This is a genomic window from Achromobacter deleyi, from assembly GCF_016127315.1.
In the GTDB taxonomy this organism is placed as follows: domain Bacteria; phylum Pseudomonadota; class Gammaproteobacteria; order Burkholderiales; family Burkholderiaceae_B; genus Achromobacter; species Achromobacter insuavis_A.
Map to the genome: position 1 here is coordinate 2,692,508 of NZ_CP065997.1, position 14,946 is coordinate 2,707,453.

The 14,946-nt window shown below is 69.5% G+C and carries 15 protein-coding genes; 8 read left to right on the forward strand and 7 right to left on the reverse strand.

The genetic code is table 11. The features are described from left to right. Positions 1 to 29 precede the first annotated feature (29 nt). Complete coding sequence (locus I6I07_RS12085; RefSeq protein ID WP_054428831.1) at positions 30 to 554, forward strand: RNA polymerase sigma factor; 525 nt, start codon at positions 30 to 32, stop codon at positions 552 to 554. A 2-nt stretch (positions 555 to 556) separates the two neighbouring features. Beyond that, entirely contained in the window at positions 557 to 1,333 is a 777-nt protein-coding gene (locus I6I07_RS12090) for an anti-sigma factor family protein (protein ID WP_231690468.1), read from the forward strand. 7 nt (positions 1,334 to 1,340) lie between these two features. Here I6I07_RS12090 and rpiB read toward each other — a convergent pair whose 3' ends face one another. Together rpiB and I6I07_RS12100 are read right to left on the reverse strand one after the other, a co-directional pair. Further along, positions 1,341 to 1,772 carry a ribose 5-phosphate isomerase B gene (gene rpiB, locus I6I07_RS12095; RefSeq protein WP_054428829.1) on the reverse strand — a complete coding sequence of 144 codons (432 nt, stop codon included), beginning with the start codon at positions 1,770 to 1,772 and terminating at the stop codon, positions 1,341 to 1,343. A 29-nt stretch (positions 1,773 to 1,801) separates the two neighbouring features. Then, a complete protein-coding gene (locus I6I07_RS12100; RefSeq protein WP_198486817.1) occupies positions 1,802 to 2,761 on the reverse strand; it encodes a LysR family transcriptional regulator in 960 nt (319 codons plus the stop codon). A gap of 176 nt (positions 2,762 to 2,937) precedes the next feature. Between I6I07_RS12100 and I6I07_RS12105 the strand changes: the two genes are divergently transcribed. The 6 genes from I6I07_RS12105 to I6I07_RS12130 are packed head-to-tail and all read left to right on the forward strand — an operon-like array spanning position 2,938 to position 8,551. Continuing rightward, the gene (locus I6I07_RS12105) at positions 2,938 to 3,954 is read left to right on the forward strand and encodes an amino acid ABC transporter substrate-binding protein (protein WP_054428827.1); all 1,017 of its coding nucleotides are present in this window, start codon (positions 2,938 to 2,940) and stop codon (positions 3,952 to 3,954) included. Positions 3,955 to 3,962: 8 nt separating this feature from the next. Beyond that, complete coding sequence (locus I6I07_RS12110; protein WP_198486818.1) at positions 3,963 to 5,138, forward strand: ABC transporter permease subunit; 1,176 nt, start codon at positions 3,963 to 3,965, stop codon at positions 5,136 to 5,138. 4 nt (positions 5,139 to 5,142) lie between these two features. Beyond that, on the forward strand, positions 5,143 to 6,204 hold the full coding sequence (locus I6I07_RS12115) for an amino acid ABC transporter permease (protein ID WP_198486819.1): 1,062 nt from the start codon (positions 5,143 to 5,145) through the stop codon (positions 6,202 to 6,204). Positions 6,205 to 6,215: 11 nt separating this feature from the next. Then, complete coding sequence (locus tag I6I07_RS12120; protein WP_198486820.1) at positions 6,216 to 6,992, forward strand: amino acid ABC transporter ATP-binding protein; 777 nt, start codon at positions 6,216 to 6,218, stop codon at positions 6,990 to 6,992. Next, positions 6,989 to 7,396 (forward strand): RidA family protein, encoded by a 408-nt coding sequence (locus tag I6I07_RS12125; RefSeq protein ID WP_198486821.1) that lies wholly within the window; start codon positions 6,989 to 6,991, stop codon positions 7,394 to 7,396. Before I6I07_RS12120 ends, I6I07_RS12125 begins: the two co-directional genes overlap by 4 nt. A gap of 30 nt (positions 7,397 to 7,426) precedes the next feature. Then, positions 7,427 to 8,551 carry an aminotransferase class V-fold PLP-dependent enzyme gene (locus I6I07_RS12130; RefSeq protein ID WP_198486822.1) on the forward strand — a complete coding sequence of 375 codons (1,125 nt, stop codon included), beginning with the start codon at positions 7,427 to 7,429 and terminating at the stop codon, positions 8,549 to 8,551. 19 nt (positions 8,552 to 8,570) lie between these two features. On the opposite strand, the gene I6I07_RS12135 is transcribed toward I6I07_RS12130, so the two are convergent. From I6I07_RS12135 to I6I07_RS12155, 5 genes are all read right to left on the reverse strand, one after another. Beyond that, entirely contained in the window at positions 8,571 to 9,680 is a 1,110-nt protein-coding gene (locus I6I07_RS12135; RefSeq protein ID WP_198486823.1) for a PepSY-associated TM helix domain-containing protein, read from the reverse strand. A 13-nt stretch (positions 9,681 to 9,693) separates the two neighbouring features. Beyond that, the gene (locus tag I6I07_RS12140) at positions 9,694 to 12,057 is read right to left on the reverse strand and encodes a TonB-dependent siderophore receptor (protein ID WP_198486824.1); all 2,364 of its coding nucleotides are present in this window, start codon (positions 12,055 to 12,057) and stop codon (positions 9,694 to 9,696) included. Between the two features lie 117 nt (positions 12,058 to 12,174). Beyond that, positions 12,175 to 13,155, reverse strand: coding sequence for a FecR domain-containing protein (locus I6I07_RS12145; RefSeq protein WP_198486825.1), 981 nt, complete (start codon positions 13,153 to 13,155; stop codon positions 12,175 to 12,177). Positions 13,156 to 13,161: 6 nt separating this feature from the next. Further along, a complete protein-coding gene (locus I6I07_RS12150; protein ID WP_198486826.1) occupies positions 13,162 to 13,653 on the reverse strand; it encodes a sigma-70 family RNA polymerase sigma factor in 492 nt (163 codons plus the stop codon). Positions 13,654 to 13,828: 175 nt separating this feature from the next. Next, positions 13,829 to 14,800 (reverse strand): alpha/beta hydrolase, encoded by a 972-nt coding sequence (locus I6I07_RS12155; protein ID WP_198486827.1) that lies wholly within the window; start codon positions 14,798 to 14,800, stop codon positions 13,829 to 13,831. Between the last annotated feature and the right edge of the window lie 146 nt (positions 14,801 to 14,946).

Here is a 14,946-nt window from a genome sequence, read left to right on the forward strand (position 1 = left end):
TGCAAGGCAAGCATGGAGAGAGTCCCCGTATGGACGATCTGGTCCAACTGATTGAGCCGATGATCCCGGCGATGCGCCGCTACGCCAGGGCGCTGCTGCGCGACCAGGCGGTGGCCGACGACCTGGTCCAGGACTGCCTGGAACGCGTCATCGCGCAATGGCACAAGCGGCGCGACGCCGGCAGCACGCGCAGCTGGGTGTTCGCCATCCTGCACAACCTGGCGATGAACGTATTGCGGCAGACCCGCGCGCGCGGCCATCACCTGCCGCTGGATGAGATCGACGAGGCCGTCCTGACCACCCGCGCCACGCAGGAAGACGGCTTGCGCTATGGCGAGTTGCTGCGCGCCCTGGACACCCTGCCCAAGGAGCAGAGCAGCGTGCTGCTGCTGGTGTCGGTGGAGGGCCTGTCCTATGCCGAGACGGCCAAGGTGCTCGACGTGCCGATCGGCACGGTGATGTCGCGCCTGTCGCGCGGCCGTGAAAAACTGCTGAACCTGATACAGGGCGACGTTGCCGCGCCCGCTCGTCCCGCCTTGCGGAGAGTCAAATGAACATGGACCGACCTTTACTCGAGGATGACCTGCTGGCGTATGTCGATGGCGCGCTGGACGCCGACATGCGCGCGCGCGTCGAACAGTACCTGGACACGCATCCCGAGGCGGCCCGCCGCGTGCAGGGCTACCTGGCGCAACGCGAGGACCTGCGCGCCGCGCTGGCGCCGATCGCGCAGGAGCCGATCCCGGCCGCGCTCAACCTGTCGCGGCTGGTCGATGCGCATCGCTCCGCGCGCCGCGTGCCGTGGAAGATCGCGGCGTCGGTGGCGCTGGCCTTTACCCTGGGCGGCACCGGCGGCTGGTTCCTGCGCGGCCCGGCCGACCAGGCCGGCGTCGCGGCGCTGGCGCGCGAGGCGGCCAGCAGCTACCAGGTCTATGCGGCGGATCGCACCCGGCCGGTGGAGCTGCGCGCCGACAGCACGCCCGAATTGGTGAGCTGGGTGTCGCAGCGCTTGAATCATGCGGTGTCGGTGCCGGACCTGAGCCAGTCGGGCTACCGCTACATGGGCGGACGCCTGGTCGCGACCGAGCACGGTCCGGCCGCCCTGTTCATGTACGACGATGACCGCGGCACGCGCGTGACCATGCTGGTGCGGCCGATGAAGGTCGAGGGCGACATGAAGATGGTGCCGCACCGGCAGGACGGCGTGGCGGGCTACTCGTGGGCCGACCAGGGGCTGGGCTACAGCCTGATGTCCAGCCTGGACCCCGACAGCATCCATCGCCTGGCCGACGAGACGCGGCGTCAGTTGACGGCGCCGCGCGGCGCCGGCTAGCGGGGCGTCAGCGCTCGGGCGTGGCCAGCATGTCGGCGCGGCGCTGGTGGCGCCCGCCTTCGAACGGCGTGTCGAGGAACGCGCCGACGCAGTCGCGCGCGACGTCCAGGCCGATGATCCGGCTGCCCAGCGCCAGCACGTTGGCGTCGTTGTGCTGGCGGCTCAGCCGCGCCATGGTGGCGTTGGCGCAGAGCGCCGCCCTGACTGCCGCGTAGCGGTTGGCCGCGATCGAGATGCCGATGCCCGAGCCGCAGATCACGATGCCCAGGCGGGCGCGGCCGTCGGTGATGGCCTGTCCCATGGCGAAGCCATAGGCGGGATAGTCCACGGATTCCTCGCTGTGGGTGCCCAGGTCGAGCCAGTCGATCGACGCGAATGACTGCTTCAGTTTTTCCTTGAGGTCGTATCCGGCGTGGTCGGCGGCGATGGCGATTTTCATTCTGGGGTTCCCGGTGGCTCGGTGAGGGTTCAGGGCCGCGGCAGGCGCGGGTCCGTTGTTGGCATGTCGACATCGCCGAGACCGGCGCGCAGTTGCACGATGTCGCGCTTGACGGCGTGGGTGAAGGCGCGCCAGGGCGCGCCGGCCTGCTGCTCGCGGCCGTCGACCCACATCAGTTTGTGGAAGAAGGGCGGCGCCACGATGGGCACCACGAACAGGTGCGGATCGCGCCGCTCGCTCAGCAGCCCGGCCGATTCGAAGATGGTGACGCCGACGCCGTCGCGCACCAGCAGCATGCGCGCGCCCAGGGCGTCGACCTCGTGCACGATGTGCGGCGTCAACTGCAGCTGCTTCATCGCCTGGTCCAGGTCCAGGCGGGTGCCATGGCGCCGCGTGGGAATCAGCAGCGGCAGCCGCGCCAGCTGCTCCAGGGTCAGGCCCTGGTCCAGGTCCAGCCCATGGCGCCGCGCCAGGTCGCGCGAGCCGACCACGTAGACGGGTTCCAGGAACAGCAGGTCGCCCGCCAGCTGGCGCGGCCGCTTCGGTTCATAGATGACGGCGGCGGAAAGCTCGCCGGCAAGCAGCCAGTCATGCAGGTCGCCGCTGTGCCCTTCGCGCACCACGAAGGTCAGGGCAGGGTACTGGCGCTGCACGCTGGCCATCAGCTTGGGGGCGATCGATTGCGAGAAGAACATCGGCACGCCCAGCTTGAACACGCCGGCCAGGTCGCGGTCGGCGGCCTTGCCTTCGGCCTTGATCTGGGCCACCTGCTGCAGGAAGCCGGCGGCCAGCTCCAGCAGGCGTTCGCCGGCGGCGGTGGGAATCACGCCGCGGCCATGGCGCCGCAGCAGCGGACAGCCCATTTCCTGTTCCAGCGCGGCCACCTGCCGGCTCAGCACGGACTGGTTCAGGCCCAGCGTGTCGGCGGCCCGGGAAAAACTGCCCGCCCGCACCGCCTCCCTGAGGTATTCGAGTTGCTGCGTGTTCATGATCGACCGATCCGTTGCGCCATGCATATCGGGTCGACACGACCGCGCCTGCTGCAAGGTATGCAAATAATGCATGGCTGATAGTAGCGCAATCGGCTAGGTCCGCGCCATGGCGCTCCCTACACTGCCTGCACGTTCCCGCTTCCGCCGGGACGACACATATACAAGGGGAATTCATGCGTCTGCCCAGTCTTCTGGCCGGCCTCGCGCTGGCTGTCATTTCCGTTTCCACGCACGCGGCGTCCACGCTGGACACCGTCAAGAGCCGCGGCACCCTGCGCTGCGGCGCCCTGAACGACATGCCGGGCTTCGGCTCGCCCGACAGCCAGGGGACACTGCGCGGCATCGACGTCGACTTCTGCCGCGCCATCGCCGCCGCCACCCTTGGCGACGCCAACAAGGTTACCTTCGTGGCGACTTCGCCGCTGAACCGCTTTTCCGTGCTGCAGTCGGGCGATGTCGACGTGCTGATCCGCCAGACCACCCAGACCTTCACGCGCGATTCGCAGCTGGGCTTGCTGTGGGCCGGCATCACGGTCTATGACGGCCAGGGCTTCATGGTGCGCAAGGACATGGGCGTGACCTCGGTCAAGGAGCTGGACGGCGCCAGCATCTGCCTGCTGCCGGGCAGCAACACGGAACAGAACATCGCCACGTTCTACCAGGCCAACGGCATGCGCTACAAGCCGATCTCGATCGACAACGCCGACGCCCTGCGCCGCGCGTTCTTCGAGGGCCGCTGCGACGTCTACGTGGGCGACCGCGCCCAGCTTGCCGCCAACCGCTCGGTCGCGCCCAAGCCCGACGATTACGTCATCCTGCCCGAGGTGCTGGCCAAGTCGCCGCTGGGCCCGATCGTGCGCCAGGGCGACGACCAGTGGCTCAACATCGTCAAGTGGACCATCTATGCGACGCTGCTGGCCGAGGAAAACGGCGTCGACAGCGCCAACGTCGAGGCCAAGCGCGCCGACGGCGCCAACGCCGAAGTCGCGCGCCTGCTGGGCAAGACGCCGGGCCTGAGCAAGCAGCTGGGATTGGCCGATGACTGGGCCTACCAGATCGTCAAGCAGGTCGGCAATTACGGGCAGATCTATGACCGTTCGCTGGGCGAGAAATCGCCGCTCAAGCTGCCGCGCGGCCTGAACAAGCTGTGGACCGACGGCGGTCTGCAATACGCCCCGCCGTTCCTGTGAGCCACGCCATGACGGATGCGACGACGATGGCGCCGGCGCCGCCGCGCGCCGCCGGCCAGACGCCCGGCGCCCTGCGCCGCAAGCTGTGGCAATGCGCGGTGGGCGCGGCGCTGGCGCTGCTGGTGATCGCCAGCGGCTTCATCCTGCGCGATAACCTGCAGCGGCTGGGGCTGACGGTCGGCTTCGACTTCCTGCAGCGGCCCGCGGGCTTCCAGATCGGCGTGTCGCTGCTGCCGTACGCGCCGACCGACTCGATCGCCTACGCCATCCTGACCGGCGCGCTCAACACGGTGATGCTGGTGGTGCTGGCCGGTGTCTGCGCCACGGTGCTGGGCGTGGCCATCGGGCTGGCGCGCCGCAGCGTCAATCCGCTGGTGCGCGGCCTGACGCTGGGCTATGTGGAACTGCTGCGCAACACGCCGCTGCTGATGCAGATCCTGCTGTGGTCGGCCGTGCTGCTCAAGCTGCCGCCCGCGGCCAAGGCGCTGCAATGGGGCGGCCTGACGCTGAGCCAGCGCGGCATCTATTTCCCGTCGCTGCATTTGGTGGCCGGGCAGGGCATGGCGCTGGCGGCCTGCGTGGCCGCCGCGCTGGCCGCCGCCGTGGCGGTGCGGGCCGGCTTGCGCCGCTTGCGGCCGGGCGCGGGCCGCGCGCTGTGGATGGGAGGGGCGGCGGTGGCGGGCCTGGCCGTCCTGGCGTCGTGCTGCGCGGCGCTGGGCGTGTTCGAAGTCAGCGTGCCGGTGCGGCGTGGCTTCAACTTCCAGGGCGGCGCGAGCCTGTCGCCGGAGTTCGCCGCCATGCTGATCGCCCTGACGCTGTACTTCGCGGCCTTCATCGCCGAGATCGTGCGCAATGGGGTGGACTCGGTCGCGCGCGGCCAGTGGGAAGCCTCTCAGGCGCTGGGCCTGTCGGGCCTGACGACGATGCGCGAGGTGGTGTTTCCGCAAGCCCTGCGCATGATGGCGCCGGCGCTGATCGCGCAATACGTGTCGCTGATCAAGAACTCCAGCCTGGCCATCGCCATCGGCTATCCGGACCTGTTCTGGTCGGTGTTCACGACCATCAACATCACGGGACACGCCATCGAAGGGGTGTTGCTGCTGGCCGGCGCCTACCTGGTGCTGACGCTGGGCACCTCGTGGGCGTTGAACCTGTGGTACGCACGCCTGCGCCGCAAAGGATGATTCCATGACATTGCCTCTTTTCCTGCGGCCGTATTTCGGCACGGCCGGGCGCACCCTGTTGACGGTCTGCAGCCTGCTCATTCTCTACAGCCTGGCCGCGCCGGTCTGGCGCTGGGCCATCGCCGACGCGGTCTGGACGGGCGACGCCCAGGCCTGCCGCGCCGCCGCCGGGGCCTGCTGGAGCTACGTCGGCGTCAAGCTGGATTTCTTCCTGTTCGGCTTTTTCCCGCCAGCGCAGCAGTGGCGGGCCGGCATCGCCATGGCCATCCTGGTCCTGGTGATCGCCGCCAGCCTGTTGCCGCGCTTCTGGCGCGCGCCGCTGCTGGCGGTGTGGGCGGCCAGCGTGGCCGTGGTGCTGTGGCTGATGGGCGGCGGCGCCGGCCTGGCGCCGGTCGCCTCGGACAGCTGGGGCGGCCTGCCGCTGACGCTGCTGCTGGCCGCCTACGGCCTGGCGCTGGGCTACCCGCTGGGCATCCTGCTGGCGCTGGCCCGCACCGGCAGCATTCCGTTGCTGCGCTACGTGGCGGTGGTCTTCATCGAGGGTCTGCGCGGGGTGCCGTTCGTGGCCATCCTGTTCATGGCCAGCGTGACACTGCCGCTGCTGCTGCCGGAAGCGGCCACGCCGGGCAAGCTGCTGCGCGCCTATATCGCCTACAGCTTCGTGGCCGCCGCCTATTTCGCCGAGGGCTTTCGCGGCGCGCTGCTGGCCATGCCGCGCGGCCAGACAGAGGCGGCCAACGCGCTCGGCATGGGCTACTGGCAGACGATGCGCGACGTGATCCTGCCGCAATGCGTGCGCAGTTCGCTGCCAATGCAGGTCAACACCGTGGTCAGCTTTTTCAAGGACACCTCGCTGGTGGTGATCATCGGCCTGACCGATTTCCTGCGGGCGGTGTCCGCCGGCTCGCGCGACGCCGAATGGCTCGGCTTCGACGTCGAGGGCTATGCCTTTGCCGCCGCCACCTACTTTTGCATCTGCTTCGCCATGAGCCGCTATTCGGCCTGGCTGGAAGGTCGCCGCGGCGGGACCGTGGCGGCCGCGCCCGCCGCGGGGCAGACGCCGTAATGGAGAACACGATGGTTCAACACGACACGCAAGACGCCGCCCTGGCCATCCGGCTCAAGGACGTCGAGAAATGGTACGGCCGCATGCACGTGCTGCGCGGCATCACGCTGGACGTCGCGCCGGGCGAGAAACTGGTCATCTGCGGCCCGTCGGGCTCGGGCAAGTCGACGCTGATCCGCTGCATCAATCAACTGGAGGCGCACCAGCGCGGCAGCATCACGGTGGAAGGCATCGCGTTGTCCGACGACCCGAAGGTGCTGCGCAGCATCCGCCGCGAGGTCGGCATGGTGTTCCAGGGCTTTCACCTGTTCCCGCACCTGACCATCCTGGAGAACTGCATCCTGGCGCCGATGCGCGTGCGCGGCCTGGACCGCGCCAGCGCCGAGCGCACCGCCATGCAGTACCTGGAAAAAGTGCGTATCCCGGACCAGGCCGGCAAGTATCCGAGCCAGCTGTCCGGCGGCCAGCAGCAGCGCGTGGCGATCGCGCGCGCCCTGTGCATGCAGCCGCGCGTCATGCTGTTCGACGAGCCGACCTCGGCGCTGGACCCGGAGATGGTCAACGAGGTGCTGGACACCATGATGGAACTGGCCGAAAGCGGCATGACCATGCTGTGCGTCACGCACGAGATGGGCTTTGCCCGCAAGGTGGCCGATCGCCTGGTCTTCATGGACCAGGGCCAGATCGTGGAGGAGGGCGCGCCGGACGAGCTGTTCGACAATCCGCGTTCGCCGCGCCTGCAGGCCTTCCTGGGCAAGCTGATGCGGCCGACTCAGGAGCACGCATGAACGCCGCCGCCCACCTCGCGCCGCCCGCGCTGCGCCACGTCGTCACGGACGGCGCGCCGACGCCGCGCGGCCATTATTCGCAGGCCATCGTGGCCGCGGGCCTGGTGCATGTCTGCGGCCTGCTGCCGGTCGATCCCGAGTCCGGCCGCATCGTCGGCGCCGACGGCGCGGCGCAGATCGCGCGCGTGCTGCGCAGTCTCGACGCGGTGCTGCGCGCCGCGGGTTCGGAGGCGGGCAGGGTGGTGTCGCTGCAGGTGTTCCTGTGCGACAGCGCCCTGTGGCCGGTCGTCAACCAGGCCTGTGCCGACTACTTCGGCGACCACCGCCCCGCCCGCACCGTCGTGCCGATCAGTCCGCTGCGCGACGGCGCGCTGATCGAATTGAACGCCATCGCGCTCGCCTGAGCGCCATTCCCTCCTGCCACTTTCACCACTATGACCGTTCATCCGCTGTTCGACCCTCGCGACTTCCGCATCCCCGAGGGCGTTTCCCACGTGTGCGCCGCCGGCGAGACGGCGTTCTTGCGCCGACACGACGAGGCCTATGGCCGCTATGTCCGCGACAAATCCAGCGGCGCCCGCGGCCGCGCCGCGCAGGAGGCGCAGGTCGAGCGCGCCCGCGAGCAGGTCGCGGCGCTATGGGGCGTGCCGGCCGGCGACATCGGCTGGGTGGGCTGCGTCGCCGAAGGCGTGTCGCTGGTGCTGGAGAGCATCGACTGGCGCCCGGGCGACAACATCTGCGCCATGGCCACCGAGTATCCCTCGCTGGTGGCGCCGTTCCTGGCGCGGCGGGACGCGCCCTACCAGCTGCGGTTCGCCGATCCCGCCAGCGCCGCGGGCGTCGCGGCGCGGGTCGACGACCGCACGCGCGTGATCCTGGTCAGCTACGTGTCGTACCTGAATGGCGAGCGCTTCGATCTCGGCCCGCTGCGGCAGGCGGCGGACGCGGTGGGCGCGCTGCTGATCGTCGACTTCACCCAGGCCTCGGGCTACCTGCCCATTGACGCCGAGGTGGCGGACTTCGCCTTCAGCGCCAGCTACAAATGGATGCTGGGCATGACCGGCGTCGCCACCGCCTGCTGGAACCGCCGCCGCCAGCCCGACTGGGCCCCGGCCACCGCCGGCTGGTACTCGCTGGCCAACGACAACACCCGCTTCGACGCCGGCATCACGCTGCGCGGCGACGCGCTGCGCTTCACCCGCGGCAATCCGGCCCACGCCAGCCTGTATGTGTTGTCCAGCGCGCTCGACTACCTGGCGCGGTTCGAGGCCGACGCCGTCCAGGCGCACGTGCAGGCCCTGACCACCGACCTGCTCGGCCGCCTGGCGGGCCTGGGCATCGAGCCGTCGACGCCGGCCGATCCGGCCCGGCATGGCGCCAGCGTCTGCGTTGCCCGTGCCGACGCCCGCGCGCTGCATGAAGCGCTGGACCGCGAGCAGGTGCTGACCTGGAACGGGCGCGGCCGCCTGCGCATCAGTTTCCATGGCTACAACGGCACGGCCGATGTCGACCGGGTGGAAGCGGGACTGGCCAAGGCCCTGGCCGAAGTCATGGCGTAGGCGTGGCGTTGGCGCGCGCTCAACGCGGCGCGCGGGCAACGCGCTGGCCGGCCGGCGCCTGCGCGCGTCGCAGCCCGCGGCGGCGCCACCACAGCCAGATGCCGCTGATGCCGAGCGCGCCGAGCCCCAGGCCCAGCAGGGCGACGGCGGCTTCACCCGCCACGCCGCCCAGCTCGCCGGTGTGCAGCGGATACAGGATGGAGTTGATCCGCGCGCCGGGGTCGAGTTCATTCCAGCGCTGCGCCGCCACCACCGTCGCGGTGCGCGGATCGAGCCAGACCGTCGAGCGGCCGTTGGGATGCGGGTCGTCCGGCAGGCGCATGCGCACCGCCAGCGGACGGTCGGCGTGCGGGGTATAGAGAAAGAAGCCGATGGCGCCATCGGGGTAGGCCGCCTGGGCCGCGGCCGCCAGTTCGTCCAGCGGACGCATCGGCGCCTGGCCCGGCGCCAGCTTGGGCGCGACGACGCGCGGCTGGCCGCTGGCGGCGGTGATCCAGCCGCCGATCGGACGCCAGGCCAGGTAGGCGCCGCTGGCGATACAGACCGCCAGCGCCAGCGCCAGCAGCGCGCCGCCGTTGCGGTGCACGTCGAACAGCGCGCGCAGGGTGCCCTTGTCGAACACCATGCGCAACGACGGCGGCCACTTGCGCGGCCACCACAGCACCAGCCCCGACAGCATCAATAGCAGGTAGGCCAGCGAGGCCCAGGCCAGCACGGCCTTGCCGGTCCGCTCGAGCAGCAGGGCGCTGTGCAGGTTGTAGGCCACGGCGACGAAGCCGTCGTTGTCGCCGCGCCGGCCCTGTTCGCGGCCGCTGGCGGGATCCAGATAGACCGTGCCGCGCCAGGCCGCGCGCACGCGGACCTGCACGGTTTCGCCGGGTTCGCGCGGCGGCCTGAAGGTGAATGCGGCCTGTGGGCCGAACTCGGCCGCGAGCGTGGCGCGCATCGATTCCAGCGAGGCCGGCTGCGCCGTCGCGGCGCCGGCCGCGACGAAATACACCGGATGCAGCCACTGGTCGAGCGGGCGCGCCACCACCAGCAGGGCGCCGCTCAACCCGGACAGGATCAGGATCCCGCCCAGGCCGAGCGCGATCCAGCGGTGGCAGGACAGCCACAGGCGGCGCGCCATGCCCGGTCCGCGCTCAGTACGCCAGGCGCGCCTGCACGTAGACCATGCGCGGCGCGCCGACCATGCGGCCGGCGTTGCTGTCGACGTTGCGGGTGTAATAGCGGCGGTCGAACACGTTGTTCACGCCGAACGCCAGTTCGCTGCCCTTCCATTGCGGAATCTTGTAGCTGAGCTGGGCGTTCCAGACGCTGAAGCCCGGCACGCGGCCATTGCTGGCATCGGCGGTCTCGCGTTCGGTGTTGGCGGTGTCGGAGTATTGGCCGCTCTGCATCGTGGTGAAGACGTTGAAGGTCCAGTCGCGCAGGCTGTAGCGCCCGCCCAGCGTGCCGGTCTGGCGCGAATAGAACGGCACGTCGTTGCCCTCGAATTCGCCGGACTTCTGGATGGCGCGCACGTAGGTGTAGTTGGCGTAGACGTTCAGCCCGGCGAGCGGGCCGGCCTTGTCGAAGTCGTAGTCGATCGCGAACTCCACGCCGTTGTGCGTGGTGGCGCCCAGGTTGCGGAACACGGCCGGATTGGTGCCGGGGATCGACAGGATCTGGTTGTCGAAGCGCAGATTGAACGCGGTGAATTCGGTATGGACCTGTTCGCCCGAATAGCGCAGGCCGGCCTCCAGCGTCTTGGCGACCTCGGGGTTCAGCGGGTTGGTCGCCGACATCGAGTTCAGCTGGGTGTACTGCACGGCGCCGAACGAGGTGCTGTAGTTGGTGTACAGCGTGAGCGCGTCGTCGACCAGGTAGGCGACGTTCAGCGACGGCAGCGCGCGGTTGTTGCGCACGTCGAACGGCGTGTCGTCGGGGGTGCCGCTGGGATTGCGGTTGCTGTGGATGCGCTCGTAGCGCACGCCCGGCGTCAGGCGCCAGTTGCCGAACGCGATGCGGTCGTCCAGGTAGATCGAGTGGGCCTCGGTCTCGTTGTCGAAGACCTGCGTGACGCCGACCTGCCGGCCGGTCGCCAGCGATTCCGAATAACGCCGATCCTGGCCGGTCTCGCGGATGTAGCGGTAGCCGACGGTGATGTCATGCGTGGTCGGGCCCCATTCGACGCGCTGGGTATAGCGCGGCTCGATGCCCAGCACCTGGTTGTTGCGCGGCTGGAAGTCGTTGCGGCCGGTGGCGGTGTTGATCAGCGAGCTCTGGCGCGAACTGTCGTAGTGGTAGACGCGCACCTCGAATTCCTGCGTGTCCGAGAGCGAGTTCAGGTAGCCGACGTCGACCTGGTCGCGCTGCCCTTTCCAGTAGTCGGTGGGCCGGGTGTTCTGGAACGGATCGTCGCGGTACTGGGCCACGGTCAGGCCGCCCGGCGTCATGGACTTGACGTCGTAGTGGGCGAACTTGCCGTAGATTTCCGAGGTCGGGGTCAGCGCGAAGCGCCACTTGAGCGCCACGTCGTTGTAGCGGTCGTGGCTGCTGTCGCGCCATTGCTCGCCGTCCATGCCCGAATACATCAGCGCCACGCCCAGGCCGTTGTCGAACTGCGTGCCGAGAAAGCCGGTGTACTGGGTGTTGGTGCCGCCGTGGCTGAAGATGTTGTAGCGCGCCGAGGCGTCGGCGGTCAGGCCGCTGGTGTTGGGGATCGAGCGCGTCTTGAAGTTGATGACGCCGCCCACGTTCTGCGGGCCGTAGCGCACCGCGCCGCCGCCGCGCACCACGTCGATCGACTCGATGTTGCCCAGGCTGGTCGGCGACATCACCAGGTTCGGCTGGCCATAGGGCGCCATGGCCATCGGGATGCCGTCCAGCAGCATGGTGGTGCGGAACGAGTTGCGCGGGTTCAGGCCGCGGATGCCGACGTGCAGGCCCACCGAGCTGCCGCTGGCGCTGGTGCTGCCGCTGATCTGCACCCCGGGCACGCGCCGCAGGGCGTCGGCCACGTTGGTCGCGCCGCTGTTGTTGATGTCGTCGCTGCGCAGCAGGGTGCGGGCGCCGCCGAAGGTCTGGACGCTGTTTTCAAGACCGGTGCCAAGCCAGTCGGCGCTGACCTGGATCGCTTCCATGGTGTTGGCGCTGGCGGCGCGCGGCGGGCGAACCACGTAGCCCTGGCCCGGCTGCGGTTCCGCGCTCAGGCCGGTGCCGGCCAGCAGTTGCGCCAGGCCGGCGTCGATGGTGTAGCTGCCCTGCAGGCCGCGGGTGGTCTGGCCGGCCGCGTCCTCGGGGCGGAACGACACCGTGATGCCGCCCGCCTTGGCAAAGGCGTTCAGGGCCTGGTCGAGTTGTCCCGCGGCGATGTGGAAGTCGTGCGCCGTGGCCTGTTGCGCCGCCTGGGCCCGGGCCGGCGGCGCCGCCGCGAAGGCGGCCGCCAGGGCGAAGGTCAGCGCCGCCAGGCGGGCGCCTTGTCCCGATTGGCGGGCGCGGGTGGATTGGAGTCGAAAGGCCACGGTTCACGTCCCTGGTTGATCATCAATGTCCGCTATGCCGGACGAGCGATGGGAAAAGGGACAGGGGAAGGAAAATTGAATTGAAACTAAATGAAACTAATGGCTGGATGTGGCAGGTCACGCGGCCGCGCTCGACAGCGTCACCCAATAGCGGGTGCGCTCGACCACGCGCAATCCCAGTGTCCTGGCCAAGATCGCCAGCACCGCGTCCGTGTCCTCCAGGCGGAACACGCCCGAGACGCGCAAGCCGGCCACGGCCGGATCGCAGCGGACGACGCCGCGCCGGTAGCGCGAGAGTTCCGCCAGGAATGCGTCCAGCCGCATGTTGCTGGCCTCGATGACGCCGCGCGTCCAGCCCGGCGCCTCGGGGCCGGCGGGTCGGGCCGGCAGGAAGGCGTTCGCGGTGAAGCGCAGCGACTCGCCGGCGTTGACGATGCGGGGGGCGCCGCCGCCGCGCAGGGTGACCTCGACGCGGTGTTCCAGCACCGTCAGCGCGGTCGTCGCGTCATCGCCTTCCGGCCGCCGCACCACGAAGCGGGTGCCGAGGGCGCGCAGGCGTCCCTGCGGGGTTTCGATGATGAAGGGCCGCGCCGTGCCCGTGGGATCGGACGCGGTCCGGACGTAGACTTCGCCGGCGCGCAATTGCAGCATCCGGGTGTGTTCGGAGAAACGCACGTCGACGTCGGTATCGGTGTTCATCTGCACCTGGCTGCCGTCCGCCAGCGTCAGGTCCTGGTGGCCGCCGACCGCGGTGCGGTAGGCCTCGCCGCCGGAGGGCGAGACCGTCAGGCGATAGCCCAGCCAGGCCGCGGGCAGCGTCACGCCCAGCGCCGCCACCGTGCGCAGCACCGCGCGGCGGTTGGCGCGGCGTTGCCGCGTCAGCAGGGGCACGCCCAGGGCGGGCGGCACCGCGTTGAATTGCTGGCTCAGGCGCTGCGCGCGCTGCCAGGCGACCTCGCGTTCGGGATCGCCCTGGCGCCAGCGCTCGAAGGCGGCATGGTCTTCCGGTCCGGCTTCGCCGGAATGCAATCGCACGAGCCAGCGGGCGGCCTCGCGGATGACCGCGGCGTCAGGGGGCGTGGTGTTGATCGTGGCCACGGCGGATCAGTGGTCCATCAGGGTGAGGCAGATCTCGAAACCCTGCGCCATGTAGCGTTTCACGGTGCGGTCGCTCAACCCGGTGCGGGCGGCGATCTCGACGTAGGAAAGCCCTTCCAGTTGCGACAGGACGAAGACCTCGCGCGCCTGGGGCGCCAGGTTGGCGAGCATCTGGTCCAGCTGCTGCAAGGCTTGCTGTACTTCCAGCAAGGCATCGGGCGAGGCTTCCATTTCGGGCGGCAGCGCCGCCACCGCCTCCAGCCACGCGCGCTCCAGCGAACGGCGGCGCCAATGATCGTTGAGCAGGCCGCGTGCGATGGTGGTCAGGTAGGCGCGCGGTTGCCGCAGCGCGCTGACTTCGTGGGGCTTGCGCAGGACGCGCAGGAAAGTGTCGTGCGCCAGGTCGGCCGCCTCATCGCCATGGCCAAGCCGATGCCGCCACCATTGGCAAAGCCAATCGTAGTGATCTTCGCAGAATAGCTGGAGGGGATTGGACATGCTTGGGAGTCCCCGCGAGCGGCGGGGAGGACACGAGGAACCCGCGTCCCTGTGCCAGGTCCAGCGGCCGATATGCAGGAAATGATACCAAGAATTGTTCGCAGTTTCGAACCCTTGCCGTGACGTGTTGCGTGATTGCTATGGGGACGGATTGCACCGAGTTGGTGCGTCGCTGTCAGGAGGCCGGACCGGGGGCCGGCAGCGTTGGCGGCGTCGTGCAATTGCCCTCGATCTGTTCGCCCGCGAAGGCGCGTTTGATGAAGGCGGTGGAGTCGGGCAGCGATCCGTTCACCGTGGCGGAGTGGTCGAACCCCGGATAGACGTGCCATTCGACGCGGCTGCCCGCCGCGCAGGCCGTCGTCACGCCGGACTGCTGCGCTTCGGGGAAGACGTCGGTGTCCTTGCCGCCGGTGCCCCAGAAAATGGGGATCTCCGTGTGCAGGGTGGGCGGATGCTTGACGCCGGCCAGCTTGCGCGTGATGGCCGAGAGATCCTGGCGGAAGCTGTTGTCCTTGTCCAGGTGATCGAAGCGGGCCCGCTGCTCGACCTGCGGAAAGCACGCCGTGCGGGTCAGCTCGAACGCCGGCAGGGCCTTGTCGGACACGTATTCCTCCGGCTTGATGGCGGGATCGACCAGCTGGATCGCGTTCAGGTACACCAGGAAATAGGCGACCCGCTTGGTGTTGTTCATCGGCGCCGCGTAGTCGCGCGCCGACAGGTTCACGCCGGTGCCGACGGCGCCGGCGATATCGAGTTCGGGGGCGTAGTCCTTGGCGAAGGTGGCCGTCGCCACCACCGCGCCGCCGCCTTGCGATTGCCCGATCAGCACCGTGCGCGCGGAGACCGGGTAATGCTTCTGGACGGCGCGAATGCTGTCCAGGATGCTGTAGGCCTCGGACCGCACGTGCGCGTAAGGATGCGCGCCCGGGGTGCCGAGGCCCTGGTAGTCGGTGGCGACGATCGCGTAGCCCTGGTCCAGCCAATAGTCGAGATAGCGCGTGTCGCGGTCCCCGCGCCCGGCAAAGGACGGGGCGCAGACGTCGGCGATGCCGACGGTGCCATGGGCCCAGGCGAGCAGCGGCCAACCGCCGGCCGGCGGCGCGCGGGCAGTTCTTTCAGTCGGTTCCGGGATGGCGGACTCGCGCAATGCCGCAGCGGCCCAATGGCGCCGCCGGCAAATGGCGCAGGCCCCAATATTTTTGGCGCCAATTTTGTGAGAAAATTTCCGCGATGCCCCAGGACATGGCGCCCGAGCCGCGCGCGTCATGTCCTGGCGGTCCGACGCCACCCCAC

Bases quoted from the DNA above. Each gene is read 5' to 3' on its own strand.
- I6I07_RS12135 (WP_198486823.1), bottom strand. From the start codon at position 9,680: ATGGCGCGCCGCCTGTGGCTGTCCTGCCACCGCTGGATCGCGCTCGGC.
- I6I07_RS12105 (WP_054428827.1), top strand. From the start codon at position 2,938: ATGCGTCTGCCCAGTCTTCTGGCCGGCCTCGCGCTGGCTGTCATTTCC.
- I6I07_RS12110 (WP_198486818.1), top strand. From the start codon at position 3,963: ATGACGGATGCGACGACGATGGCGCCGGCGCCGCCGCGCGCCGCCGGC.
- rpiB (WP_054428829.1), bottom strand. From the start codon at position 1,772: ATGAAAATCGCCATCGCCGCCGACCACGCCGGATACGACCTCAAGGAA.
- I6I07_RS12150 (WP_198486826.1), bottom strand. From the start codon at position 13,653: ATGTCCAATCCCCTCCAGCTATTCTGCGAAGATCACTACGATTGGCTT.
- I6I07_RS12125 (WP_198486821.1), top strand. From the start codon at position 6,989: ATGAACGCCGCCGCCCACCTCGCGCCGCCCGCGCTGCGCCACGTCGTC.
- I6I07_RS12115 (WP_198486819.1), top strand. From the start codon at position 5,143: ATGACATTGCCTCTTTTCCTGCGGCCGTATTTCGGCACGGCCGGGCGC.
- I6I07_RS12090 (WP_231690468.1), top strand. From the start codon at position 557: ATGGACCGACCTTTACTCGAGGATGACCTGCTGGCGTATGTCGATGGC.
- I6I07_RS12100 (WP_198486817.1), bottom strand. From the start codon at position 2,761: ATGAACACGCAGCAACTCGAATACCTCAGGGAGGCGGTGCGGGCGGGC.
- I6I07_RS12130 (WP_198486822.1), top strand. From the start codon at position 7,427: ATGACCGTTCATCCGCTGTTCGACCCTCGCGACTTCCGCATCCCCGAG.
- I6I07_RS12085 (WP_054428831.1), top strand. From the start codon at position 30: ATGGACGATCTGGTCCAACTGATTGAGCCGATGATCCCGGCGATGCGC.
- I6I07_RS12120 (WP_198486820.1), top strand. From the start codon at position 6,216: ATGGTTCAACACGACACGCAAGACGCCGCCCTGGCCATCCGGCTCAAG.